At 42.8% G+C, this 25,383-nt stretch carries 21 protein-coding genes; 4 read left to right on the top strand and 17 right to left on the bottom strand.

Translation table 11 applies throughout. The features are described 5' to 3' along the window. Positions 1-249 precede the first annotated feature (249 nt). The 5 genes from BM736_RS10030 to BM736_RS10010 all read right to left on the bottom strand — a co-directional run bounded on the left by BM736_RS10030 (position 250) and on the right by BM736_RS10010 (position 7,676). Positions 250-510, bottom strand: coding sequence for a hypothetical protein (locus BM736_RS10030; protein ID WP_076411476.1), 261 nt, complete (start codon positions 508-510; stop codon positions 250-252). Between the two features lie 228 nt (positions 511-738). Continuing rightward, a complete protein-coding gene (locus tag BM736_RS10025) occupies positions 739-2,259 on the bottom strand; it encodes an efflux transporter outer membrane subunit (RefSeq protein ID WP_076411474.1) in 1,521 nt (506 codons plus the stop codon). Further along, positions 2,252-5,386, bottom strand: coding sequence for an efflux RND transporter permease subunit (locus tag BM736_RS10020; RefSeq protein ID WP_076411472.1), 3,135 nt, complete (start codon positions 5,384-5,386; stop codon positions 2,252-2,254). The genes BM736_RS10025 and BM736_RS10020 overlap by 8 nt, the downstream gene beginning before the upstream one ends. Further along, positions 5,386-6,558 carry an efflux RND transporter periplasmic adaptor subunit gene (locus BM736_RS10015; RefSeq protein WP_372828697.1) on the bottom strand — a complete coding sequence of 391 codons (1,173 nt, stop codon included), beginning with the start codon at positions 6,556-6,558 and terminating at the stop codon, positions 5,386-5,388. Before BM736_RS10015 ends, BM736_RS10020 begins: the two co-directional genes overlap by 1 nt. 368 nt (positions 6,559-6,926) lie before the next feature. Further along, complete coding sequence (locus tag BM736_RS10010; protein WP_076411467.1) at positions 6,927-7,676, bottom strand: tRNA-uridine aminocarboxypropyltransferase; 750 nt, start codon at positions 7,674-7,676, stop codon at positions 6,927-6,929. A gap of 428 nt (positions 7,677-8,104) precedes the next feature. On the opposite strand from BM736_RS10010, the gene emrD reads away from it, so the two are divergent. After that, entirely contained in the window at positions 8,105-9,331 is a 1,227-nt protein-coding gene (gene emrD / locus BM736_RS10005) for a multidrug efflux MFS transporter EmrD (RefSeq protein ID WP_076411465.1), read from the top strand. A gap of 86 nt (positions 9,332-9,417) precedes the next feature. On the opposite strand, the gene pssA is transcribed toward emrD, so the two are convergent. Continuing rightward, positions 9,418-10,731, bottom strand: coding sequence for a CDP-diacylglycerol--serine O-phosphatidyltransferase (gene pssA, locus BM736_RS10000; RefSeq protein WP_076411781.1), 1,314 nt, complete (start codon positions 10,729-10,731; stop codon positions 9,418-9,420). Positions 10,732-10,742: 11 nt separating this feature from the next. Next, positions 10,743-11,075: a DUF1904 domain-containing protein gene (locus BM736_RS09995; protein WP_076411463.1), complete on the bottom strand. Its 333-nt coding sequence runs from the start codon at positions 11,073-11,075 to the stop codon at positions 10,743-10,745. Between the two features lie 318 nt (positions 11,076-11,393). Here BM736_RS09995 and BM736_RS25140 point away from each other — a divergent pair, with 318 nt between their 5' ends. Next, positions 11,394-11,567: a hypothetical protein gene (locus BM736_RS25140; RefSeq protein ID WP_179079036.1), complete on the top strand. Its 174-nt coding sequence runs from the start codon at positions 11,394-11,396 to the stop codon at positions 11,565-11,567. Between the two features lie 66 nt (positions 11,568-11,633). Beyond that, entirely contained in the window at positions 11,634-13,085 is a 1,452-nt protein-coding gene (gene dacB / locus BM736_RS09990; protein ID WP_076411461.1) for a D-alanyl-D-alanine carboxypeptidase/D-alanyl-D-alanine-endopeptidase, read from the top strand. A gap of 102 nt (positions 13,086-13,187) precedes the next feature. On the opposite strand, the gene BM736_RS09985 is transcribed toward dacB, so the two are convergent. From BM736_RS09985 to aroA, 9 genes are all read right to left on the bottom strand, one after another. Further along, positions 13,188-14,945 carry an acyl-CoA dehydrogenase gene (locus BM736_RS09985; RefSeq protein ID WP_076411459.1) on the bottom strand — a complete coding sequence of 586 codons (1,758 nt, stop codon included), beginning with the start codon at positions 14,943-14,945 and terminating at the stop codon, positions 13,188-13,190. Positions 14,946-15,142: 197 nt separating this feature from the next. Next, on the bottom strand, positions 15,143-15,685 hold the full coding sequence (locus BM736_RS09980) for a DUF2058 domain-containing protein (RefSeq protein WP_076411457.1): 543 nt from the start codon (positions 15,683-15,685) through the stop codon (positions 15,143-15,145). A 38-nt stretch (positions 15,686-15,723) separates the two neighbouring features. Continuing rightward, positions 15,724-16,419, bottom strand: a complete 696-nt coding sequence (gene pyrF / locus BM736_RS09975) for an orotidine-5'-phosphate decarboxylase (protein ID WP_076411455.1) — start codon at positions 16,417-16,419, stop codon at positions 15,724-15,726. An 82-nt stretch (positions 16,420-16,501) separates the two neighbouring features. Further along, positions 16,502-17,662 (bottom strand): lipopolysaccharide assembly protein LapB, encoded by a 1,161-nt coding sequence (gene lapB / locus BM736_RS09970; RefSeq protein ID WP_076411453.1) that lies wholly within the window; start codon positions 17,660-17,662, stop codon positions 16,502-16,504. A 1-nt stretch (position 17,663) separates the two neighbouring features. After that, a complete protein-coding gene (locus BM736_RS09965) occupies positions 17,664-17,954 on the bottom strand; it encodes a LapA family protein (RefSeq protein WP_076411451.1) in 291 nt (96 codons plus the stop codon). 122 nt (positions 17,955-18,076) lie between these two features. Then, positions 18,077-18,364: an integration host factor subunit beta gene (gene ihfB, locus BM736_RS09960; protein WP_076411449.1), complete on the bottom strand. Its 288-nt coding sequence runs from the start codon at positions 18,362-18,364 to the stop codon at positions 18,077-18,079. An 87-nt stretch (positions 18,365-18,451) separates the two neighbouring features. Next, positions 18,452-20,119, bottom strand: a complete 1,668-nt coding sequence (gene rpsA, locus BM736_RS09955) for a 30S ribosomal protein S1 (protein ID WP_076411447.1) — start codon at positions 20,117-20,119, stop codon at positions 18,452-18,454. 102 nt (positions 20,120-20,221) lie between these two features. Then, complete coding sequence (gene cmk, locus BM736_RS09950; RefSeq protein ID WP_076411445.1) at positions 20,222-20,914, bottom strand: (d)CMP kinase; 693 nt, start codon at positions 20,912-20,914, stop codon at positions 20,222-20,224. 259 nt (positions 20,915-21,173) lie between these two features. Then, positions 21,174-22,454 (bottom strand): 3-phosphoshikimate 1-carboxyvinyltransferase, encoded by a 1,281-nt coding sequence (gene aroA / locus BM736_RS09945; RefSeq protein ID WP_076411443.1) that lies wholly within the window; start codon positions 22,452-22,454, stop codon positions 21,174-21,176. Between the two features lie 424 nt (positions 22,455-22,878). On the opposite strand from aroA, the gene BM736_RS09935 reads away from it, so the two are divergent. Continuing rightward, positions 22,879-24,084, top strand: coding sequence for an amino acid aminotransferase (locus tag BM736_RS09935; RefSeq protein WP_076411439.1), 1,206 nt, complete (start codon positions 22,879-22,881; stop codon positions 24,082-24,084). A 132-nt stretch (positions 24,085-24,216) separates the two neighbouring features. Here the strand turns inward: BM736_RS09935 and serC are convergent, their stop codons facing one another. Continuing rightward, entirely contained in the window at positions 24,217-25,308 is a 1,092-nt protein-coding gene (gene serC / locus BM736_RS09930) for a 3-phosphoserine/phosphohydroxythreonine transaminase (RefSeq protein WP_076411437.1), read from the bottom strand. Between the last annotated feature and the right edge of the window lie 75 nt (positions 25,309-25,383).

Genomic DNA, 25,383 nt, shown 5'->3' with positions numbered 1-25,383 from the left:
TATTGAATTTAAAACAAAATGCCTAGAGATATTGTATACAAAAGCTACAGGGACGTGGAGTATCGATAAATACAGTGAACAGAGAATATAGAATAGAGCTACTCAGGCCAAATAATTATAAACATTAATATCATTTAGGTAATGTAACAATATGTTTTAGTATATTTTTCTTTCAGAAGTGACTTAGGGGATCATGTTATGCAGCAAGCATAAAAAAAGGAATAAAAGTAAGCGGCTATGTGATTATGATTAAGCTAACCGACCTCTTCGATACACCCAGCCTTGGCAGAACTCCCAACCATTTTCACGGCAAGCAAAGCCTGCTTGATAGCGGTTATAGCTCAATGTTATCGGGTTGGAATGCGTCGCTTGAACACTTAGCGGTGAATTATTTTGATCTACCACGAATAGTAAGCAGCTAGAGCTAGTAGCAAGTACTACTCCTAAAACAAGGCCAAGCGCCATGCTTAACGTTTTTGATGAAAATGTACTGCAAATATTCAATGCCATCTACGACTCCTTCCTCTGCTGCGACTATCCTGAGCGCCGCGTTAAAAACTGTCTATCAGGGTCATCATCAATGATGAGGCTTGTTTATTTTTATAATTAACATCTGTTGCTAAAAAAGCTCGACCTCCTATAAATATAGGGAAGTCGAGCTAAGATGGCAAAGACTATTATTTTACTGCGTTAACTTATGTAACCGTTGAAACAGTATGATTTAAAGCGCTACAAGGTTTACTCTTCTGTCGTTGGCACATCATCCTTGGATGATAGAGGTGAGCCAGTTGGTTTTTCGAGCTCAGCTTGCATCTCTTCAACTGTCAGTACGCCACCACCTAATGCTCGATAAAGCGTTATCATCGATAGCAACCTATCACGCTTCACTTGGCTTAACGTTAACTCAGCGCTAAATAAGCTACGCTGCGCATCCATCAGATCCAGTGAGCTTGATACACCATTACGATATCTGAGCATAGCGAGGCGTGTATACTCAGTTGATGCCGCAACTAACTCCTGCTGAGCATCAATCGCAAGCTCAGAGCGTCTAAAACTGTTCATCGCATCATTCACTTCAAAGTAAGCACTCAACACTGTGCTTCGATAGCTAAGCATTGCTTGTTTAGCACTCTCCTGAGCGATATCGTACTGAGCTGAGATACTACCTGAGTTAAAAATGGGCGCCGTTATGCCGCCGAGTAATGACCAAGTCACGCCCTCACTATCAAATATCTGACTTAAATCTTCTGATTCAGTACCGTAACTGCCGCTAATGGTAAATTTTGGAAAGAATGCTGTTTTAGCGACACCCACATTAGCGTTTGCAGCGATCAGCGCTTGCTCAGCCGATTTGACATCGGGCCTTTGAGACAACATTTGCGATGGAATACCTACAGCAAACGATTCGGGAAACAAAGCACCTTCTGCTCTCATTTGGCTTTCGGTTTTTACTTTCAGTGGGTAGCTAAATTCACCTAACAATATGCGCAGTTGGTTTGCTTTTTCATTTCGCTCAAAATCAAGATCAGGCAAAGTTACTTTAGCACTTTGATATTCCACCTCAGCCTGCCTTACCTGTAGCCCAGATATCACACCATTTTGTTTACGAAGCCGAGCCAAGTCGCGCTCTTTTTTTCGTAGCTCGACGGTATTTAAAGAGATCTGATAACGCTGCTCAATATCTAGCCATTCATAATAACGACTAGCAACATCACTGATGAGACTAATCGTCGCTAAGTTCAGGGCCTCTTGTGATGAGATAAAGTTCGCGTATTCAGCTTCACTTCGGCGTCTATTAGCCCCCCAAATATCAAGCTCCCAAGAGACTGTACCTGCAATATCGAACGTATCTTCTTTGACAGGGTCTGTATTGGTTAATGCGCTATCGAGTGCCCGTTCTCCATTAGCATTGAGACCCACAACAGGGTACAAGGCCGCATCAGTGACAGTAACGCCAGCTCGAGCTGCTAACAACCTTGAACGCACCCCTTCAAGATCCAGGTTTTGTGCCAATGCATGCTCAATGAGTACTTGTAAATCTGGGTCTAAGTAAAACTCCCGCCAATGAGATAAACCTATGTTCTGACCACCCGTTTGCTGCAATTCTTGATGAAACTGCTCTGGAATATCTAGCTCCGGCCTTTGATAATCAGGCCCCATAGCGCAGCCTGCGAGTAAACTTGTACCGAGTATTGCTGCTTGCGCCTTAAGCTTAAAAGGTAAGCTTTTGCATTGCTGTTTGCTTGTATCATTAAGCATTAGTCGTTACCTCCGCTGTATCAGACTTATCAGCTAGTTTAGATCTCACCCAACCTGCGGTAGTCACGAAAAATAGCGGTACTAACACTATGCCTATCGTGGTCGCGAAAATCATGCCACACAAGATGGGAATAGAGATGCTTTGCCGACTCACAGCACCAGGGCCAACAGAGAGCACCAGAGGTAGAACCCCTAGAATGAAAGCAAGTGATGTCATTAAGATGGGTCTAAAGCGCATATTTGCTGCTTCCAGCGCTGCATCTAAACGGTTTTTGCCCTCTTTATGCAACTGGTTTGCAAACTCAACAATCAAGATTGAGTTTTTCGCAGCCATACCAATCAGGGCAATAAACGCCACTTGAAAGAAAAGATTACTTTCCATACCACTGACTAAGGTGCCTAAGGCTGCACCGAGCATAGCAATTGGTGCGATAAGCAATACCGCGATTGGAATAGTCCAACTCTCATAGAGAGCTGCAAGAAACAGAAAGACAAATATCATAGCTAAAGTGACCGCAATGGCAGTTTGGTTAGCAGATTTGACCTCTTGATAGGTGATGCCTGTCCACTCATAACTAAATTCATTGGGTAGCATAGGTTTAGCAACACGTTCAATGGCGCGGATCACATCACCGGATGCATAACCTGGTGCTGGTGATGCGTTAATAGAAGCACTGGTGAACATATTGTAATGAGTCACTGCAGCAGGTCCTACCGAGTAATCATATTTAGCCAACACACCAATTGGTACCATAGCACCCGATGAAGAGCGAACATGGTAATCCTCTATCTGATCAGGGAATTGGCGGAACTGCTCTTCAGCTTGGACTTTAACGCGGTAAACTCGCCCAAACAGGTTGAAGTCATTGACTGTAGATGAGTCGGTAAAGGTTTTAATGGTGCCATAAATATCTGAGACTTTGACGCCAATAGCCATCGCTTTTGCTTCATCGACACTTAGGTGTAGCTGAGGTATTGCACTTTGCAGTGACAGACCTGCTGTAGCGATTTCAGGTTGCAGTTTAAGTGCTTCAACTAACTCATCTGCAGTTTCCATTAAACCTTTAAAGTTAGTGCCTGAGGTATCTTGCAGCTCCATCTCAACCCCAGAGCCATTACCTAATCCTGGTACAGCTGATGGCAGATAGATATTAAACTCAGCTTCGAGGACATCGTTTAGATCTTGCTTAATCTCACTCATCACCTTTTGAACTGTCGCGTCACTCTCTACTCGCTCAGACCAAGGCTTAAGAATAATTTCAAACTGACCATTGGCTTGATTAGAGCCTGAACGTCTGTTTTCGCCCGCTAAGGTAAACGAGTAAGCAACAGCAGGATGTGCAAGCACTTTAGCTTCTGCCTTTTTCAATACTTCTTGAGAGCGGTTAACCGTCGCACCGTTAGGCAGAGACATATCGATAAAGAATCGTCCCTGATCTTCATCAGGCATAAAGCTTGATGGCAATGAACTCATGATTAAATATACGCCACCCACCATTATCGCGAACAACAGATAACTGCGCTTAGCATGTTTATTTGTCAGTGCTACAAGCCCTACATACTTATTTGTTGCGGTATCTAAGCGATCGTTCATCCACTTAAAGAACCCAGACGTTGCTTTATCGCCAGGTTTAAGCAGCAGTGCACAAAGCGCAGGAGATAGCGTTAGAGCCACGACAGTTGAAATAAGTACAGCAACGGTAATGGCTACAGCAAACTCACGATACATAATACCTGTGATCCCTGACAAGAAAGAGACAGGCACAAATACCGCGGCAAGCACTAAACTGGTTGCGATTAACGCACCGGAGAGCTCTTTCATGGCCACTTTCGTCGCATCAGAAGGACTTAACCCCTTTTCATGCATTAAGCGTTCAACGTTTTCTACCACAACAATCGCATCATCAACCACAATACCAATTGCCAGTACGAGTGCGAGTAGACTGACTGTATTGATGGTAAAGCCAAACGCTAACATAGCGGCTAACGTACCAATCAAAGAGACAGGCACGGCAATCGCAGGAATAAGCGTGGCGCGAATATTTTGCAAGAATAGAAAGACGACAAAAATGACTAATATGAGTGCTTCGACTAGGGTTTTAACCACTTCATCGATTGAGTTTTCAATGAACACAGAGGCATCAAAGAAGACTTCCCAATCCATACCTTGAGGGAACTTATGAGCCAGCTTTGCCATCTCATCTTTGACCTTTTGAGTCACCTCTAAGGCATTAGCACCCGGTAACAGGTATACCTGTAAAATGGTGGCGTTTTTACCATTGAGTTGAGACTGTAAGGTGTAAGCTGAAGAGCCTAGTTCAATCTTGGCGATATCACGCAAGCGTATGATAGAGCCGTCTGAATTTGCACGTACGATGATTTCATTAAACTCAGGTACGCTGCTCATTCGTCCAGCCGCTGTAATAGGCAGCGTCATACTTAGAGATTCTGTATTGGGCTGTGAGCCTATGCTGCCGGCCGGTGACTCTTTGTTTTGCGCCTTAATCGCGTCAGTGACATCTCCTGTGGTGAGTCCATACCCTGCCATAGTGTCTGGATTTAACCAGACTCGCATAGAGTAGCTCCTAGCACCTGTATTTCTCACACGGCCAACGCCTGGGATACGCTTCAGCGCCGACTGAATATTGATGGTGCCATAGTTGCTCAGGTAGATCTCATCATAGCGTTCATCTTCAGAGGTTAAGGCCAGTTTCAGTAATTCAACAGAAGCCTCTTTAGAGACTGACACGCCCTCTGTTTGTACATCAATAGGTAAACTGCCCGTTGCTTGCTGGGTTGAGTTTTGAGCATCAACGGCGGCAAGATCGGGATTAGTACCCACATCAAAAGTGATAGTGACATTGGCACTGCCAGAGTTGGTGCTCTTAGAGCTCATATAGATCATATTAGGCAGGCCGTTTAACTCCTGCTCTAATGGTGTAGCCACTGACTCTGCAGCAGTTGTTGAAGTCGCACCTGGGTATGACGCGGATATTTTCACCTGTGGCGGTGTGATATAGGGATATTGATCGATAGGCAATTGAAACATAGCGATCAAGCCCAGCAGCACGATAACAATAGATATCACGCTTGCATATACGGGACGGTTAACAAAAAACTGAGCCATTAGTTTTGCTCCTGTTTTTGTTCAAGCTCCTGCTGTTTTAATGCCTGCTCTTTCTCTTTAACATCTTCTTTTTTGTAGTATTGCTCTGCGGTTAAAGGCTCAGCGAGTTGGCCATGACGCACACGGTGCATCCCCTCAACAATAACAAGTTCACCCGCTTTTAGACCACTCTGGACAACAACCCCCTCTTTGCCTTGGTGTTTTATAACGATAAAGCGGCGCTCCACCTTATTATTTGGTAGTACGACCATGACATAAACACCGCCCTGCTCTACTTGGGTTGCCTTATGCGGAATAACGATGGCATCGCTGACTTCACTTAACTTGATGCGTACATTGGTATATTGACCCGGTAGCAGCTCTTTATCAGGATTGGGTAGTTCAGCTCTTACCTGAAAGGTACCTGTTTCAGGGTTAACTGAAGGGTCGGTAAAGCGGACGTCACCAAGGTAACGATATTCGCTGTTATCAGGCAAGGTGATCGTCACAAAACCTTCTACAGCCTTACCCTCTGATTCAGCTTCCTTTTGCGCCGTGTAACTTGTCATGCGTCTACGGGCATTAAGATAGTCTAGTGCCGACATATTAAAGGTGACATAGATTGGATCGACCTGCTTGACCCGCGTCAGTAAAGATTGACCACTACTACCGACTAAAGCCCCAATATCCACCTCAGAGCGACTAACTAGACCTGTAATAGGAGATTTAATCTCAGTGTAGCTAAGCTCCAATTGCGCTTCTTCAAGTTCAGCTTTACTTGCAGCAACACTGGATTTCGCCTGAGACAATATCGACAATGCATTATCAAAATCGAGTTGGCTGGCTGCATCTTGTTCATAGAGAGGTTTTAAGCGTTCGACATCTCGTTGTGCTTTTTGAAGCGCAGATTGTTGCGATTCAACATTCGCACTGAGACGGTTAACCACCGCTAAGTAAGGACGGTTATCAATTTGGTACAGTAAAGCCCCTTCTTTAACCGCACTTCCCTCTACAAAGCTTTTATTTTCAACAAAGCCATCAATGCGAGCTCTAACTTCAACATCAAGAGATGCTTTCGTTACGCCGACATAATTTCCATACAGGGGAACGGTGGCCGTTGATACCTGTTCAACGACGACGAGTTTAGGCGTAATTTGAATCGGCTCTTTTTCACAGGCTGTAAGTGCAGCCATTGAGGAAAAGACCAGAGCAAGCTTAAATACTGAGCGATTTAGGAGGTGTGCCATTCTTTCGTCCCGGAAATTGATGATCGGCTGTCTAAATTTGTATTTTTAAAAATCAATTAGATGCGCTAAAACGCGTGCCAAAAAGAGTTGCAATAAAGATGTGAACTCAGTGTAAGTTCTATGTGTATGCTACAGCAAGAGTCAGAGCAAGATAATTTTAGTTTTACTGATAATTAGCGCGATAATTAGGCAAATGTAACGGCTAATACCCAGCGAAGCAGTCACTCTGTTAACAAGAGTGACACGCCTGACTAAACATATTTTGATATGGGCAAATAATACAACAAAAAGTTAGCAGTCAAATTAGCCAGTTATCATTTTTTCGAGAGTGAATTTTTGAAATTGTCCGCAAGTAGATTAAGCGGTCTAAGTTGAGCTTCACTATGCCGGCTACGGCTGTACAACGAAGACTCGATAAATAATTCAAACCAAGCATTAAGAGAGGTTGCATTATGCACTTCACCGCACGCGCCAAGCGCTAAAGCTGCGACTTCAGCTGTGCCCAGTTGAAAATCTCGGCTGCCTTTGCGTAAACCATATTTTGCCACGGTTTCAGGCGTAAAGGACAAGATAGGTAGATTATGAAGATAAGGACTCTTTCGAAACATTTTGATCGCTTCACGCCAGCTCCCATCTAATAAAATAAACAGGGGCTTTTTACCTGTTTCGCACTGAGAGTGAGGTACTGAACTGACGACTTCCTGTTCTGGATAGGCATACTCACCAGGAAACACAAGGTATGGCTGATGTTTTGATGAATTGATCAGTTCTAGTATTTTCCGATTGGGCTGAGTCCGAGACCAGATATAAGCGTGTGTGTTAGGAATAAGATCTGCGATTAATCTGCCACTGTTGCTCGGCTTTAGGACTTCATCATCGTACATGATCAATAAAAATGCGCTATTTGACCTAACTTGTTGCCGAAACTGACAAGTACAAAACTGCTCAGCGAGTAGACACAATTCACACCTGACAATATTTTTTCCACGTGCTGTAAAAGGTTTTGAAGAGATAGCTTTACGATATTGATAAAGCTGATGTACTGCATGTGGCTCAAAACTCATAATCTACTAGGTACCGTTAAAAAAGTTGATGGCACTTTTAAATGCCTATGACGCTCACTGATTGGTGGACTTTACCATACTTTAGCTGTTTGAAGGATTACGATTAATCCATTACAAGCTCGAACATAAATAAAGCATGCTATTTGTCAAAGTACAAAGCAAATTATTTCACTGCTTAAACAGACTGCTATATTGATAGATAAACCCAACAAATAGATGTTATCAGCACAATTTGACTGCAACACTACATATACAAAGTGTAAGTATCAGTTTACGCGGTTTACGCGGTTTACACCTTAGAAAAACTTATGAAAATGATGCAAATAAATACCTGAAAATTATCAAGTAACAGATTGTAATTATTCTATCAATAAGTATGATGCGCCCTCCTTATTGAAAGCATTATTTTTTGTAGTTTTGGAAGTCAGATGAACCGGCCAAATATTGATCCACCCTCAAATGTCATTAACTCACATTTTTCCTCTATTATTTTTTTAATTGTAATGATGGTTGCCTGTGGCCAGATGGCGCAGACTATTTTTGTTCCAGCCCTTCCAGCTATTGCAGATAGCTTCTTAGTGTCTGCGGGACAATTACAAGCCATCATGGCCTGTTACCTTATCTCTTATGGTTTATTCCAATTCCTCTATGGCCCTGCATCAGATAGATTTGGTCGAAAGCCACTGCTCATCATAGGTTTAACTATTTTTGTTATCGGTGCCGTGTGCGCAGGTATAGCGACAAATTATAATCAACTTATTATAGCGACATTACTACAAGGTATTGGAACTGCCAGTGCTGGTGCACTATGTAGAAGCATTCCACGAGATTACTATTTTGGGGAGCCATTAGTATCACTTAATAGCTATATCTCAATGGCAGTGGTTTTTTCGCCTCTTATTGCCCCGTTCGCTGGTAGCTTAATGACCGAGTATTTTAGTTGGCAATCGGTTTATCTACTTTTAGCAATACTTGGCACTTTAGTTTTATGCTTGATTATCTTCAAGTTTAAAGAATCATTGCCTAAAGAAAAGCGCAGACCTGAAGCAGTGTTAGCATCATATCGGTTTGTTTTATCCCATAAGAAATTTAAGAGCTACTTAGTATGCCTTGTGGCTACTTTCTCTGGTATTGCTGCATTTGAAGCCATTGCTGGTGTACTTTATGGCCAAGTGTTATCACTTTCTCCTTTATGGGTAAGCATCTATTTTGTGGCGCCGATACCTGGCTACCTCGCTGGTGCATATTGTGCGGCTAAATTAAGAGATAACAACAAAAGCACCTACCGAAGTGTGGCATTGCTCGGTGCTGGCGCGTTATTTTTGTTAATCCCAGGCCTGTCTAACTTAGTGATTGGTTGGAGTTTACTTATAGGCTCAGTACTATTTTTCTCAGGTGCGGGCATGCTATTTCCTGTTCTAACCTCTGCCGCATTAGAGCCCTTCCCTCGCCACGCGGGCGTTGCTGGAGCACTCTTAGGTGGATTACAAAATTTTGGTGCTGGAATAGCTGCGTTATTGATTGCTTTAGTGCCTATGCACGGCCAATTGAATATAGGGGCGCTGTGTGCATTTATGGTTGTGCTAGTGATTCTGGCTTTGAATTATGCTCGTACCGGGACAGATCTGGATAACAGTGATGTTGCGGTGCAGTAGTTATCGATTGCGTGGATGAAGCTTAAGCAATAAAAAAGGCGAGCAAATAATTGCTCGCCTTTTTCATACTAGCGTTATCAGCCTGCTTAGAGAATTCTTCTTAGTAAAAAATCGGCTTTTAGGCGTCTAATACGTGTCATGATTTTACGAACTGGCACAGGATAATCGTTTAACGTTTCAATCTGGCTGTAATGATACAAACGTTCAGTGTGCTGTAATATATGCGCCTGCTCCTGCTCAAAACTCTCCTTCCATGCACCACAATCATCATGGAGAAGTAATCCATTTTCAAGATCAAGTGCCCAAGCACGTGGGTTTAAATTACTCCCAGTGATGAGGTGCTTTTTACTGTCTGCACTGATCCCTTTAAGGTGGTAACTATTGATGCCATCTTTCCAGAGATGAATGTTTAACTGGCCGTTCTCTATCGCCCATTGTTGACGTTTTGCGAATTTTCGCAAAGACTGCTCATACATATATGGCAGCGCGCCTATGGTTGAGAACTCCTCCTCAGGGGGAATATAAAAATCATTTGCGGTTTTATCACCGACCACGATATCAATGCGTTTGCCGTCCCTTAGATGCTTAGCAAGTGCTCTGGCCAATATATAAGGGGGGTTGAAATAAGGCGTGCAGATAAATAAGGCTTCTTGTGATTGTGACACCATGTCTACAACCATCTTGTTAAGCTTATTCTTTTTGCGCCCTAAACCAACAACAGGTGTCACCCTGTTACCGATAGTGGTTGAGTCAAACTTATACTTAGCGCTGGCTAAACGCAGCTTGAGGCTGCGAAGATCATTCTTTTTAGGCAGCGTCTCCTGCTCTTTTGGCTGGGTCAGTGAGCTAACCGCTACATCTTTAACTAAATAGGTCTGGATCATCTCCCGCATTGAGCGAGCTAGCTCCTCAGACTCAATGACATGGTATCTGTCAAAACGGTACTTTTCTTGTTGATGTAGGTAGATGTTATTGATACTTGCGCCGCTATAAACCACAGCATCATCAACAATAAACCCTTTAAGGTGGAGCACGCCCATAAACTCACGAGATTTAACCGGCACACCTAAGATCTCAATCGGATGCTCAGCGCTTTCCATGACCTTACGGTACATCTGGTAATTACCGCTATCGCCTTTGTGGCCAATCAGTCCTCGTCTGGCACGATGAAAATCAACTAAGACTTTAATATCGAGTGCAGGATTTTTATCCTTAGCAGCCATTAGTGCTGATAATATTTCACGCCCAGCCTCATCATCTTCAAGATAGAGTGCTGCGATATAGATTGAATGAACCGCATTACCAATGCGTTTCAATAACTCAGCCTTAAGGGCTTTGGGTGTAAGCAACCATTGAAGTGAATCTGGTTGAATTGGTATTCCACCTAGCTTATCAAGCAAGGTCATCTCCTTTAAAAATGCTTTCCATCACGATAGTAGCAAGCTGGATTTAACTCTCTAAACATAACTGCAAGATGTTGTAGTTCCGGATACGCTGTTGAAATAGCATCACGGATCGCTTGCTCTACTTTATCGTGGGTCTCGGGATCTTTAGGAAACCAAAGTACTTCTACTTGTGTAGTACTGAGGTCCAAATTGCCGTCACGGTAACTAAGACTTGGGATCCAGTCTAAGGTAAAACCTTGTGCATTTACCTGACATAGATCGGCTAATTGCTCGAGTAATGTATGGCTTAGCTTAGCAACAACACTCTCGGGCAGACCGCGCATACGAATATGAGGCATATTGATCCCTTAATATAATTCATAAGGGGATAGAAATTACCGATTAACGCCTCATTGGGCAAGGGTTTTCTCCAATTTTGCCTGATAACACATTAAGAAGCGGAGCAATTTTGAACAAATGTGGATTTAAGGTATAAAAAACATCAAATTTAATTAGATTTAATGCTGAAGGATTACTGGGCTAAGCTCGATATTTAAACAGCTTGTATTGAATACAAGCTTAAGTCGCACTAATTACAACTTCTCGATTATCAATCACGGATTTATGCCTTTAGCCAAGTTATAATTAATTATCTTAATCTACTTATGCATGGTCTAATGAATAGCAAAATTTTAGTGACTATTTTAATTACCCTCGTTTCCGCTTGGGCTATTTTTCACTTTAAGAGTGAATTAGGCATCTTTATCTTGCCCCTTTTTATCGCGTTAGTAACCTTTGTCACTCTCAGGCTGTATCGGTTAATGGAAAAAGATAAACCTGAAGATGAATAAACGCTATGATAATGGTTCATTCTTCAGTCTCGCCTCGTAACATCGAGGCGTTTTTATGTGAGCCTTATGCGATATTTACTCAGTACACTCGTGTTTATCAGTGCATTTTCAGCACCCGTATTAGCTAATGATTACTTTAACAATATTCTCTCAATAATTGAGCCGCCTCACTCCCATACCTCCATTATTGCCACCAACCTTATCTCTGGTGAAACCATTTTCCAGAAAAATGCCGATACCTTGTTGCTACCCGCCAGTACGATGAAGTTACTTACAGCCGTTGGAGCAACATCTGTACTCGGTAAAGAGTTTAGGTATCAAACCCAGTTCTTTTCTCACTACCCAATAGCCAATGGCGTGATTGATGGCGATCTTTATATCAAGTTTTCAGGAGATCCCACTCTGAAATTAAGTGATTTCAGAGAAGTATTTAAACAACTCAGCGACCAAGGGCTCCATAAAATATCTGGTAATGTTTACCTCGTTGGTGAAACAAACGAGCAATTACAAGCACCAGGCTGGGTGTGGGATGATTTAGGGATCTGTTACGCGGCGCCAGTATCAAGTTTTATCATCAATAGAAACTGTATACACGCGGAGTTAAAAGCAAAACTGGCAAGCAGCAAGAGTCAATTGTCTATGCCTAGTTACCTGCCTGTATCGATTGAGAATACCGCTGTATTTGATAAAACGGAGAATAATCCTTTTTGTGAGCTATCTTTGACTCGTTTGGCAAGTAACCAATTTAATCTCAGTGGCTGCTTTCCTGGTTCGAAATCACTTAAGCTTGCTATCGCCATTACAGATCCTAGTCTATTCGCTCAACAAAGCCTGGCGCAGCTATTTAAATCTAATCAGATAAAGCTTAAGGGTTCTGTTTACTTAAATGGCAACCTTCCTAAGTATCGAAGCCTTATCGCTAGTCATGAGTCAGCACCTTTAAAAGATATAGTGAAAACCATGCTGGTCAAATCTGATAACTTAATTGCCGATAGCCTATTAAAAGAGCTAGGTAGAACAATATACGGCGCACCTGGCAGTTTTTCTAAAGGTGCTTTAGCGCTTAAAGAGGTGCTTGTTCGTGACGGCGTTGCACTCGATTATGCCCAAATAATTGATGGTTCAGGGCTATCTAGGTATAACTTACTCAGTGCCAGACAACTAAGCCAAGTACTAAACTTAATCTATAAAGACACTCGATTCGACTATATCATCGACTCGTTGCCTATCTCAGGGATCAGTGGCACCTTAAAGTACAAGACAAGCTTTAATAAGCCACCGTTAAAACAGCATATTTTAGCTAAAACAGGCTCTATGCAGGGTGTTGATAACTTGGCTGGATTTATCCGCGCTAAGGCCATCGATGATACGCTATTTGTCATTATGGAGAATGGTCAAAGCCCAATAGAAAAAAAGGAGCAACTCGCGCCCTTTAGTGCACTATTTTTACAATCTATGATGGATAAACCATTAATGCCAAGTGTAGATACCAGCGGTTCAATTTCATCTAGCAAATAGAATTTCACCAATAAAGAATCCCCCCTGAAGCTTGTGGTTTAGGGCTGAAATTAAAAAGGGGGCGAATACCTTAGTATTCGCCCCCTTTTGCTTGTAGAGCTTTTAGAACAGTTCTTCTGGAATATCCATGATAGACGCATCACCAGCGATCACTTGAGCAAGGTGGTACTCAGCTTTTGGCAGCATCTTGGTTAGATAGAACTTAGACAACATCTGCTTTTGCTGCGTAAATGCTGGATCGGCATGTGTACTTGACTTATCAGCCATCAGTAGCCAGAAATAGCCATATAGTACATGGCCAAATGCATCGAGAAAGTCGACGGCTGATGCATTAATAAGTGCAGGTCTCTCAAGCTTGCTTTCATTAATATCAGCCGCGACTTTTAAAAGCTTCACAAATAAGCTGATAACAGTTGCCTTGTCTGCTTCATCAACGTTATCAAGGGTTGCGAGGTTGTCTGTGCACTCAGCAATAAACTCCGTTAATGCCGTTAAATTGTCACCCGTAACCTTGCGGCCAAGGAAATCGATAGCCTGGATGCCATTGGTTCCTTCGTAAATTTGGGCAATTCTCGTATCACGAACCAGTTGCTCGATACCTGTTTCACGTATATAGCCGTGGCCACCAAATACTTGTTGGGCGGTTACCGCAGCATCTAACCCTCTATCACTCAAGAAAGCTTTAGCGACTGGCGTTAGTAGACCCACATAGCGACTGGCTTTTGCTTTCTCTTCACCTTCACCATATTTTGCGATATCTAATTGCTTAGCGGTTAATACCGAAAGCGCCCTGCCAGCTTCAGTTAGCACGCGAATATTCAGTAACATACGACGTACATCGCCGTGAACTAGGATAGGATCACTTGTTGCCCCTGTAGGAGAGCCACCTGCTGCAACACCTTGTACACGCTCTTTGGCATAATCCGCAGCCATCTGATAGGCCGCTTGTGATGTACCAAGCCCTTGGATACCAATAGCGAGACGTTCATAATTCATCATGGTGAACATACACACTAAACCGCGGTTTGGCTTACCAATTAAGTAGCCTTGCGCCTCATCATAATTCATTACACACGTTGAAGAAGCTTTCAGGCCCATCTTATGCTCAATTGAGCCAACCGTAACACCATTAGGCTCAGTGAGTGTTCCTGCATCATCAACTTTAATTTTAGGTACTAAGAATAGCGATATTCCGTTAGAGTCTGGCAACTTTGCTAACACTAAGTGAATAACGTTTTCAGTTAGATCGTGATCGCCACCAGTAATGAATATTTTGCTACCAGTAATGTTATAACTGCCATCAGCGTTAGGAACAGCCTTAGTACGAATGCCACGAAGATCAGAGCCTGCCTGAGGCTCTGTCATATCCATCGCCCCGGCCCATTCACCGCTATAAAGCTGTGGTAAATACTTCTCTTTAAGCTCATCGCTGCCATGAGCATTGATACATAACGCGGCACCTGCAGTAAGAGAGCCATATAAAGTAAATGCATTACAAGCACTGTAAGCCATCTCATCAACGAGTACGCCCAACATCTTTGGCATCCCCATACCACCCAGCTCCGGATCGCCACACAAGCCTACCCAGCCGCCTTCAGCATAATGGTTATATGCCTCCTTATAGCCATCAGGCGTGATCACCTTATCATCTTGGTGCACTACGCCTTGCTCATCGCCAGCACGATTTATAGGATGTAATAGATCACGACTGATTTTTTCAGCTTCATCCATAATTGCAACGGCAGTGTCCATATCGACATTTTCAGCAATTGCAGGAAGTGATGTCCATGTTTGAGGCGCATCGAACACCTTATCTAACAGGAATTTCATTTCGGCTAACGGAGCTTGGTATGGATTCATTCTCGACTCTCAAACGTTGGATTTAAACACTTGTTTAATTTATACCAGATACCGTAGGAAAAGAAAGCGAAATTTAAATACTTGTGAATAAAAAGCTTGATTAAAAATTTAAGTTTACCAATAAAAAAGGCTCCTGATATTTCAGAAGCCTTCATGCAAATAGTGAGTGACTCACCTTTAAAACGCTGCAGTAACCATTACCACATTAAATCATCAGGAATGACATAATCTGCATATGGATCGTCCTCTTCAACCACTTGCGAGTTATCACTCTTCTCCCAGAGGTAACCACACCACTGTGGGACTAACATGTTAACCCTTTCAGCAAGCTTATGAGGCACTAGATAACTCGTTTCTTCGTGACGGACAATACCAAGTTGGCCATTTTGAAGTTGCGCTTGAAGTGTATCATTCACATAAACTGAGAAGATCTTGTTATTATGAGTAAAGTTAAACTTAACCTCAGCATTTTGGGGCAACTTAATTGCTAAGCGAGTAAACTCAGTGACAAGTCCACGTACCAGCCCTTTTTCCGCTGCGGCAGCAAATTTTTGCTCATTCAATGCTTTATCTTTACTTGCTTGCTCAAGCTTCTGTGCTGCGATCTGCTGCTTTAAATCAGCTGAGCCGTCATCCACTTTCGCTTTTCGATCACGTCTTTTTTGAGTTTTAGCTTTCTGCACTTTTTGCTTACTGACTAAACCTGCTTTTAGCAGTTGCTCTTGAAATGGATTTGCCATCTTGTTCTCACTTACTCTTAATCTTGTAACAAACACTTTTAACTAATTGATTGGTAGATCTCTGTAAGCGCCGCGAGCGGATCATTTGCTTTTGTAATAGGTCTGCCTATTACAAGATAATCAGACCCAGCCTCAAGCGCCTCAGGTGGCGTCATGACCCTATGTTGATCGCCCTTATCAGCACCTACTGGTCTGATACCTGGCGTACACAGCTTAAAGGCCTCACCTAATTGTGATTTTAATACCTGTGCTTCGTGCGCTGAACATACTACGCCATCAAGGCCGGCTTGCTGCGTCAATTTAGCTAAACGCTGAACATGTTCAAACGCAGGTACGTCTATACCGATAAGTTTAAGATCTTCATCACTCATTGAGGTCAAGACTGTTACCGCGATCAAAATCGGCGCTTTATCCCCATAAGGCTCTAAGGCATTTTTTGCCGCTTGCATCATCGCCAGACCACCACTGGCATGGACATTGGTCATCCATACGCCAAGCTCAGCTGCAGCTGTAACAGCTTTAGCCACAGTATTTGGAATGTCATGAAACTTAAGGTCGAGGAAAACATCGAAGCCACGTTGATGAATCGCCTTGATAAAGTCAGGGCCAAAGAGTGTAAACATCTCCTTGCCAACTTTCAGACGACACATATTTGGGTCTAACTTGTCTATCAATTGCAAAGCAGCATTTTTATCATCAAAATCTAGTGCGACTAATATCGATTTGTTATTCATTAATTCTCCAATTGCTTTGCTTTAATATACGGATATCACTTTAATATCAGCTTGGTCGCTGATTTGTTGACTAGACAGAAAATTACTCCCCATCTAATCCTCTAATTCTTTTTATTTTCCCCCAACTCTTACAAGATGGACAGTGCCAATAAAGGCGATGTGAGGGGAAGCCACATTCACTACAGCGATAGCCAGGGCGGAATTTGATCTGCTGTTCAACTAATTTTTCGAGCATAGTCAGGCTGTCTTTCGCTTGGCCATCTTCAGCTTGCTGAACATGCATCTGCATAAGGTGTTGGAAGCTTTTCATTGTCGGATTACGGTATAAACGATCGAGAACAAGCTGCTCAGCTTCCGGGAGATCTCCCTGCTCAATCATATTCTTTGCAAGCGTCACAACAACACTTGCTCCAGCTCCATTTTGTATTGCTTGTCTAAGAAGCTCGCTGTAGCCATTAAGGTCTTTACTATCATGGTAAGCTTGACGTGCTATAGCTAAAGAGTCAGGAAAAAGCTCTATGTCAGCTTCAAGCAGTTTAGCGAGTAACTCTTTACACCTTGTATGCTCACCTGAATCTAAGTGCTTCTCTGCAAGCGTAAGTAGCGCTCTGCCACACTGTGGGTCTTGCTTTAACGCAGACTGCAGCAACTTAATCTGATTTGCAGTATTAGTTTCTTCATTAGCGAGCTCACAATAGAAATGCGCCGCACTGTGTTTAAGGCTCTGCTGACGCTTTCGCTTTAAACTTTTAATGATGTTAATCGCTTTCTGCCACTCTTTGGTAACCTGGTAGATATCTATTAGGTGCGTTTCAGCATCTTCAGAGTGATCTTCCTGCTTTACAAGGTTAAGAAAAATCTCTTCTGCGCGGTCATAAAAACCCGCAGCTAGATAATCCTTACCTAACTCCATCATGGCAATGTCTCTTTGCTCATTAGTAAGGCTGGGCCTGGCAATTAAGTTTTGATGGATTCGAATAGAACGATCCACTTCGCCGCGTTTTCTAAATAGTGAACCTAAAGAGAGATGTGTATCGATGGTTTCATCATCGACATCGAGCATAGTAATAAATAGATCGACCGCTTTATCTGACTCATTAGAAAGCAGAAAGTTAAGCCCTGTGAAATAATCACGACTCAACTGTTTTCTTTGGTTACTCTGTTTGTGCCTTACACTGCGCCGCCCCATGTACCACCCGTAACCGGCAGCAATAGGCAGCAGCAAAAACAGGATCTCTAGCATATTAAGCGTCGACTTCCGATACTGTGGCTACTTGAGTCGTTTGAGATTCAAGTTGGTTGAGTTTCTTGTTGGCACTTCTCAGTGCAAACTTTAATTTAGCAATATGGTAGATGGCAAAAATCCAACTGATAAGAAAGCCTAAGAGGAACACAGTTGCAAGTACAATGGGTAATCTAAACTCACCTTGGGCAACAAAATAGCTGATAGTAACGACTTGTTCGTTACGTGCTCCAAAGATCAGCGCTAAGAAGAAAAGCAGTGCTACTAGCACTGTGACGATAAATGACCGCACGATACACCCCACATAGCTATTTTAATCAAGTGATTATCTAAGAAAATGACCAAACTAGCTAGTAATACGCAAAATTTAGGCATAAAAAAGCCTCCATACGGAGGCTTTTAAAACAATGTCATTTATGCGTTGATAGCATCGACACGTTCACGCAGTTCTTTGCCTGGCTTAAAGTGCGGTACATACTTGCCTTCCAATTCAACTGAGGTTCCAGTTTTTGGGTTACGACCTGTACGTGGTGCACGGAAATGTAGTGAGAAGCTACCAAAGCCACGGATCTCTATACGATCACCGCCTTCCAATGTATGAGCCATCTGCTCTAACATCTCTTTGATTGCGCTTTCCACTTCTTTAGCCGACAGCTGCGACTGCCTAGTGGCAAGTTTTTCGATCAGTTCGGATTTAGTCATCCTATACCCTCTATTATCAAGCCAAACACAGTCACCTAACAGGGGTGCAAGCACCCCAGAACTTCAGGCGATCACTCTTGCAAGTAATTACTTGCGAGCCGCTTTGAACGCTTCAGCCATAGCACTGCTCATCACAGCGTCTTCTTGCTTGTTCAAGCTAGCCATTGCTTCTTTCTCTTCAGCTTCATCTTTCGCACGGATAGATAGGCTGATAGTACGGTTCTTACGGTCAACACCCATGAACTTAGATTCAACAGCGTCGCCTACAGAGTAAACTGTAGATGCATCTTCGATACGCTCACGAGAGATATCAGATACACGTAGGTAACCTTCAACAGTTTCCGCAAGTTCAATTGTAACACCTTTTGCGTCAACAGCTGTAACAGTACCGTTAACAACAGTTCCCTTCTTCTTATCAGCAAGGTAAGCGTTGAATGGATCGTCTTCAGTCTGCTTAACACCAAGGCTGATACGCTCGCGCTCAGGGTCAACAGAAAGAACAACTGCGTTGATCTCGTCGCCTTTCTTGTAATCAGCAACAGCTTCTTCGCCAGTACCGTTCCAAGAGATATCAGAAAGGTGAACTAGACCGTCGATGCCACCGTCAAGACCGATGAAGATACCGAAGTCAGTGATTGACTTGATCTTACCAGTAACTTTATCACCCTTGTTAAAGCGCTCTGCGAAGTCATCCCATGGGTTAACTTTACACTGCTTAAGACCAAGAGAAATACGACGACGCTCTTCATCGATGTCAAGAACTAGAACTTCAACTTCATCACCTAGGTTAACAACCTTTGATGGGTGGATGTTCTTGTTAGTCCAATCCATTTCAGAAACGTGAACAAGACCTTCAACGCCTTCTTCAATTTCAACGAAACAACCGTAGTCAGTTAGGTTAGTAACGCGACCAGTCAAACGTGTGTTTTCTGGGTAGCGCTTGCTGATTTCTAACCATGGATCTTCGCCAAGTTGCTTAAGACCTAGTGAAACACGAGTGCGCTCACGGTCATACTTAAGTACTTTAACGTCGATTTCATCGCCAACATTAACGATTTCAGATGGGTGCTTAACACGCTTCCAAGCCATATCAGTGATATGTAGAAGACCGTCAACACCACCAAGGTCTACGAATGCACCGTAGTCAGTTAGGTTCTTAACGATACCCTTAACTGATTGACCTTCTTGTAGGTTCTCAAGAAGAGCATCACGCTCTGCACTGCTTTCAGACTCGATAACAGCACGACGAGAAACAACAACGTTGTTGCGCTTCTGGTCTAACTTGATAACTTTGAATTCTAGATCTTTGTTTTCTAGGTGAGCAGTGTCGCGAACTGGGCGAACGTCAACTAGAGAACCTGGTAGGAATGCACGGATACCGTTTAATTCAACAGTGAAACCGCCTTTAACCTTACCATTGATGACACCGATTACAGTTTCAGCATCTTCGTACGCTTTTTCTAGAACAATCCAAGCTTCGTGACGCTTAGCTTTTTCGCGAGAAAGTTGAGTCTCACCGAAGCCATCTTCAACAGAGTCAAGCGCAACGTGCACAGTATCACCAACAGAAATTTCAAGTTCGCCTTGAGCGTTCTTGAACTGTTCAGCTGGGATTGGGCTTTCTGACTTAAGGCCAGCGTCAACTAGTACAGTACCGTTCTCGATGCGTACAACTACACCAGTTACGATAGAACCAGGACGGAACTCAAGTTCATTAAGGGATTGTTCAAATAGATCAGCAAAAGATTCAGTCATTTTTAAGTTACTTTCTTTAATAAACCACGGCTCATCCTGGACGTGGAGTCAGTATAATAATTCGCATCATCCATGCTGCGAATGGTTAAATCTAGATTAACATTAACCTAGATTTGGTAAATTTGTTTGTATGTGCGTCAATGCAAGATCGAGCACTTCTTCTATCCCGATACCCGAAGTATCAATCACTAATGCATCATCAGCTGGAATTAAAGGCGCTACACTGCGATTCATATCGCGGTCATCACGTTCTTTAATCTCGGATAAAAGACGGTCGATATTAACATCGAAGCCCTTGTCCTGCAACTGATTATAGCGTCTCTGCGCCCTTTCTTCAGCAGATGCTGTTAAATAAATTTTAGCTGGGGTATTTGGAAAAACAACTGTCCCCATATCACGACCGTCAGCGATTAAACCTGGCATTTCATTAAATGCACGTTGACGGCGTAATAATGCTTCTCTAACACGCGGGAATGCAGCGACTTGAGATGCAGCACTTGAACACTCTTGAGATCGGATATCTGTTGAGACATCTTCACCTTCGAGTACAACTTTAATACCTTGAGTTTCACTGCCGGTAATGAACTGCACATCCAGGTGCGCGGCGAGTAAGGTAAGCGACTCTTCGTTATTAAGTTCTACATTATGATGAATAGCGGCTAAGGCTAATACACGGTATATGGCTCCACTGTCCAATAGCTTCCAACCCAATTTCTCGGCAAGCAATTGACTAATGGTTCCTTTTCCCGCACCGCTAGGGCCGTCAATAGTGACAACAGGCGCCCGTTCTGACATAAATTTCTCCACAGTAAAATCTATCTTCCCTAAGATTTTTATAATGAGTGCTTCCAGTGACCCCACATAGATTATCCGTACACTGAAAAATTAAGCGCGCGTATTATAAACCAAGTAAATAAATAAAGCGGTAAAAACTTCAGCTAATTCGCGTACCAGTTCAGATTTGATTCAGCATATTGAGCGGGAATATGAGGTAGAAAATCAATAAAATGGATCTAAAGACCCACTTTATTGATTCGGAATTTCACAGTAAAAATTACTGTGCTAGCGCTGAAAACTGCTTGAAGTAATCAGGGAAGGTCTTAGACGTACAGTCAGGATCATTTATCGTTATACCGCAGTCGGCAAACGCTAGCATAGAAAAGCACATCGCCATTCTGTGATCGTTATAGGTATCGATCGCTGCCGTATGAGGTTTTACTGGTGGCGTGACACTAATATAATCGTGCCCTTCATCAACTATAGCGCCGACTTTTCTAAGTTCAGTGGCCATAGCAGCTAACCGGTCAGTTTCTTTAATTCGCCAATTATAGATATTACGAATGTGAGTGGTGCCTGTTGCAAACAGTGCTGCAGTCGCGATAGTCATAGCGGCATCGGGAATATGGTTCATATCCAGATCGACAGCATTCAGTTTTGACACTCTAGAGATAATGTAATCATCACCCCACTCTATCTCAGCCCCCATTTTCTCAAGTACATCAGCAAACTTTACATCGCCTTGAATACTTTTAAGGCCAACGCCTGTGACCTTAACTTCACCACCTTTAATAGCACCTGCTGCAAGAAAGTAAGAAGCGGATGAAGCATCACCTTCTACTAGCACTTTGCCTGGGGATACATAACTTTGACCAGACTTAATCTCAAAACACTCGTAATTGTGGTTGATAACCTCAACGCCAAACTGTGCCATGAGCGCGAGAGTAATATCGATGTAAGGCTTAGAAACTAACTCCCCTTTTATCTTAATGTTGACATCACCTTTCGCTAAAGGAGCAACCATTAATAGGGCGGTTAAAAACTGGCTAGATAGATCGCCTGCTATTTCAACGTCGCCGGCATTAAGGCCAGTGGCGTTTATGGCCAATGGCGGAAAACCATCGTTTTTAAGGTAAGTGACATTGGCACCTAATTGACGTAATGCATCAACAAGATCGCCAATCGGGCGCTCTTCCATACGTGGTTCACCAGTAAGAGTGAATTCACCTTGTCCGAGAGTAAGCGCAGCACACAAAGGTCTCATTGCTGTACCAGCATTACCTAAGAAAAGCGTTTGGGCTTGAGTCGCGTTAAGCGGCGCACCTATTCCCTCAAGTTCACACACAGTATTGTTTTCACTGAGTTTGTAATTAACACCAAGTTTCTTGAGTGATGTCAGCATATAGCGGATATCATCAGAATCTAACAAGTTAGTGAGTGTCGTGGTGCCTTTAGCAAGTGTTGCTAATAATAGTGCACGGTTAGAGATGCTTTTTGACCCAGGAATATTAATCGTTCCCTGGACCTTGTTAATAGGCTCAAGACGTAGCTGCTTCATTAAAATGCTTCTTTTCATTGCGGGACAAACAAACCGCAGGTTGACATTAGACGTTCATGGTAAACAGACACTAGGAGCACCATCACGACAAAATGGCGATCTGTTTAACCGGCGTTTGAACTTCGTAGTACTAAATTTACTGATTAAGCGGCACTATTCAACACTTTTTTATGATTTTATGCTGTTTAAAGGTAATTTTATTTCAAAGCCCGATATTTCCATCAAATATTCTATAAAAATGGGTAAAAAAGTGACTTTTGTTTACGTCTTAATCAACGGTGTGCATAGGTGGAACAAAATAATGCCAGATGAATACTTTAGCCATTTAGCGTGAATTACTATTATTAAAGATTAGAATTAAGTTACTCTAAACTCATGGAGCCAATGGCTGATTGAGCCAACAAATAAAAAGGGTTATTTATCTATGTTCGATACACTCTCCGCGATGCCTTCCGATCCTATTCTTGGATTGATGACAAAATATAGAGAAGATTCACACGCGCAAAAGATTGATCTTGGTGTTGGTGTTTATAAAGATGAGCTAGGTCATACACCGATTTTAGACTGTGTGAAAAAAGCAGAGCAACACCGTATCGATACCGAGGAAACAAAAGTTTACATTGGGCCTACAGGCTCTGCCGACTTTAACTCTCTACTGGGCGAGCTGGCATTTGGCGCTGATAATCCAGCTATTTTAGCTAATCGAGTCCGTACCGTCTCGACACCGGGTGGCACAGGCGCATTGAGAGTAGCAGCAGATTTTATTAAGCGTGCGAGTCAAGCTACAAGTTCACAAAAAGCAGTGATTTGGGTTAGCGATCCTACATGGGCGAACCATACAGGGCTGTTTGAAGCCGCTGGCGTGGAAGTAAAAACTTATCCTTATTACGATTATGACAGTAAAAGCCTAAAATTTGATGAGATGAAAGCCGCACTCTCTCAGATTGGGCCAGATGATGTTGTTTTGCTCCATGCATGCTGTCATAACCCAAGTGGTATGGATTTAAACACAACCCAATGGGATGAAATCATCGAAATAGCTCAACAGCAAGGTTTTACCCCGCTGATAGATATGGCTTACCAAGGCTTTGGTGATGGTGTCGACGAAGATGCTTACGGCGTACGTAAAATGGCAGCTGCAGTTGATAATATGATTTTATGCAGTTCTTGTTCGAAGAATTTTGGGCTTTACCGTGAACGTATTGGGGCTTGCTCTATTGTCGGAAAGGATGCAAATTCAGCCAACGTTGCCTTCTCTGTTCTTCTTTATGTTGTGCGTTGTATCTACTCTATGCCGCCTGCTCATGGCGCAGCAATTGTAGAAACTATTCTTGGCTCAGCAGAGCTAAAACAGCAGTGGTTAAACGAATTGAAAGTGATGCGTGACCGCATCAATGGCAATCGTAGTATGCTCGTTGAAAAGCTGAAAGAGAAAGGCGTGGAGCGAGACTTTAGTTTTATCGCTAAGCAGAAAGGTATGTTCTCTTTCTTGGGTGTCAATCCAGAGCAAGTCGCACGTCTTCAGCAAGAACACAGCATCTACATGGTAGATTCAAGCAGGATAAGCATAGCGGGAATAGGCCTAGGTAATGTAGATTACCTCGCAGAATCGATTGCAAAAGTGATTTAAAAGACGCTTGCATAGCAAGTTAGTCGACGGGCTTTGCCCTGTAGGACGCTTTGCTATTTGACGCCAACTTCGTTGGCTAAATGAAAAGTCATTGTAGGCTTTCATCTAGTCAACGAAGTTGTACCAATTGCATTAACGATTATTAGCTGCAAACTCTTTCATAAACTCAACAAGTGCTTCAACCCCTTCGATTGGCATAGCGTTGTAAATACTTGCGCGCATCCCGCCAACACTACGGTGCCCTTTCAAAGCGACTAAATTGGTCTCTGTTGCGAGCTTGAGAAACTCACTGTTAAGCTCTTCATTCGCTAGGTAAAAGGTAACATTCATCAAAGAGCGGTTAGCTTGATGAACCTTACAGGTATAGAAGTCACTACTGTCGATAAAATCATAAAGTAACGCTGCTTTTTGACGGTTTGTGTTAGCCATTCTATCAACGCCGCCTTTACTTTTTAACCAGGCAAATACTTCAGCAGCTAAGTACCAAGCAAATGTCGGTGGCGTGTTGTACATAGAGTCATGTTTAACCGCTAGACGATAATCCATAATTGAAGACTGAGGTAAACATGGCAGGTTTAGCATGTCATCACGTACGATCACAATACTTAAACCAGATGGACCGATATTCTTCTGAGCACCCGCATATATGAGTCCATACTTGCTGACATCTATCTCTCGAGACATGATATTTGACGACATATCAGCAATAATAGGCCAAGGTGAGTCTATCTCATCAAATATTTCGATACCATCAACTGTCTCATTTGGACAGTAATGTAGGTAGCGATAATCCTTGTCAATTTCATTGAGCTGAGGAATGACTACCTGACTAATTCCATTGGTGTTTTCAACAATATCAAGGTTATCAATTTGAGCATCACAGGTTAACTTTCTGGCTTCTTCTACTGAAGATTTAGACCAGCTTCCAGAGGTTAAGTACAGTGCTTGACCATTTTCACCCAAGAAATTATTCACAACAGCTGAGAACTGGCCACGGCCACCACCATGCATAAACAGTACATGGTAATTAGCAGGTATTGACATTAACTCACGAAGATCTGACTCAGCGCGTGCAGTGAGTTCAACGAACTCCTTGCTACGATGACTAATCTCCATTACAGAGGTACCAAGCCCGTTCCAATCTAAGAGTTCAGACTGCGCCTTTTTCATTACATCTTGGGGTAACATTGCAGGACCTGCACAGAAATTATATGTCGTGCTCACTTAATTATCCTCGTATCTGTTAATGACAAACTGACTGTTTAGATTAGTTTGCCAGATGGCTGGTTGCTTTACTTA

Origin of the sequence: Shewanella sp. UCD-KL12 (genome assembly GCF_001957125.1) — a bacterium.
Taxonomy (GTDB): Bacteria; Pseudomonadota; Gammaproteobacteria; order Enterobacterales; family Shewanellaceae; genus Shewanella.
The sequence above is the reverse complement of the archived record's forward strand: the minus strand, read 5'-3'. Positions and strand labels throughout refer to the sequence as shown.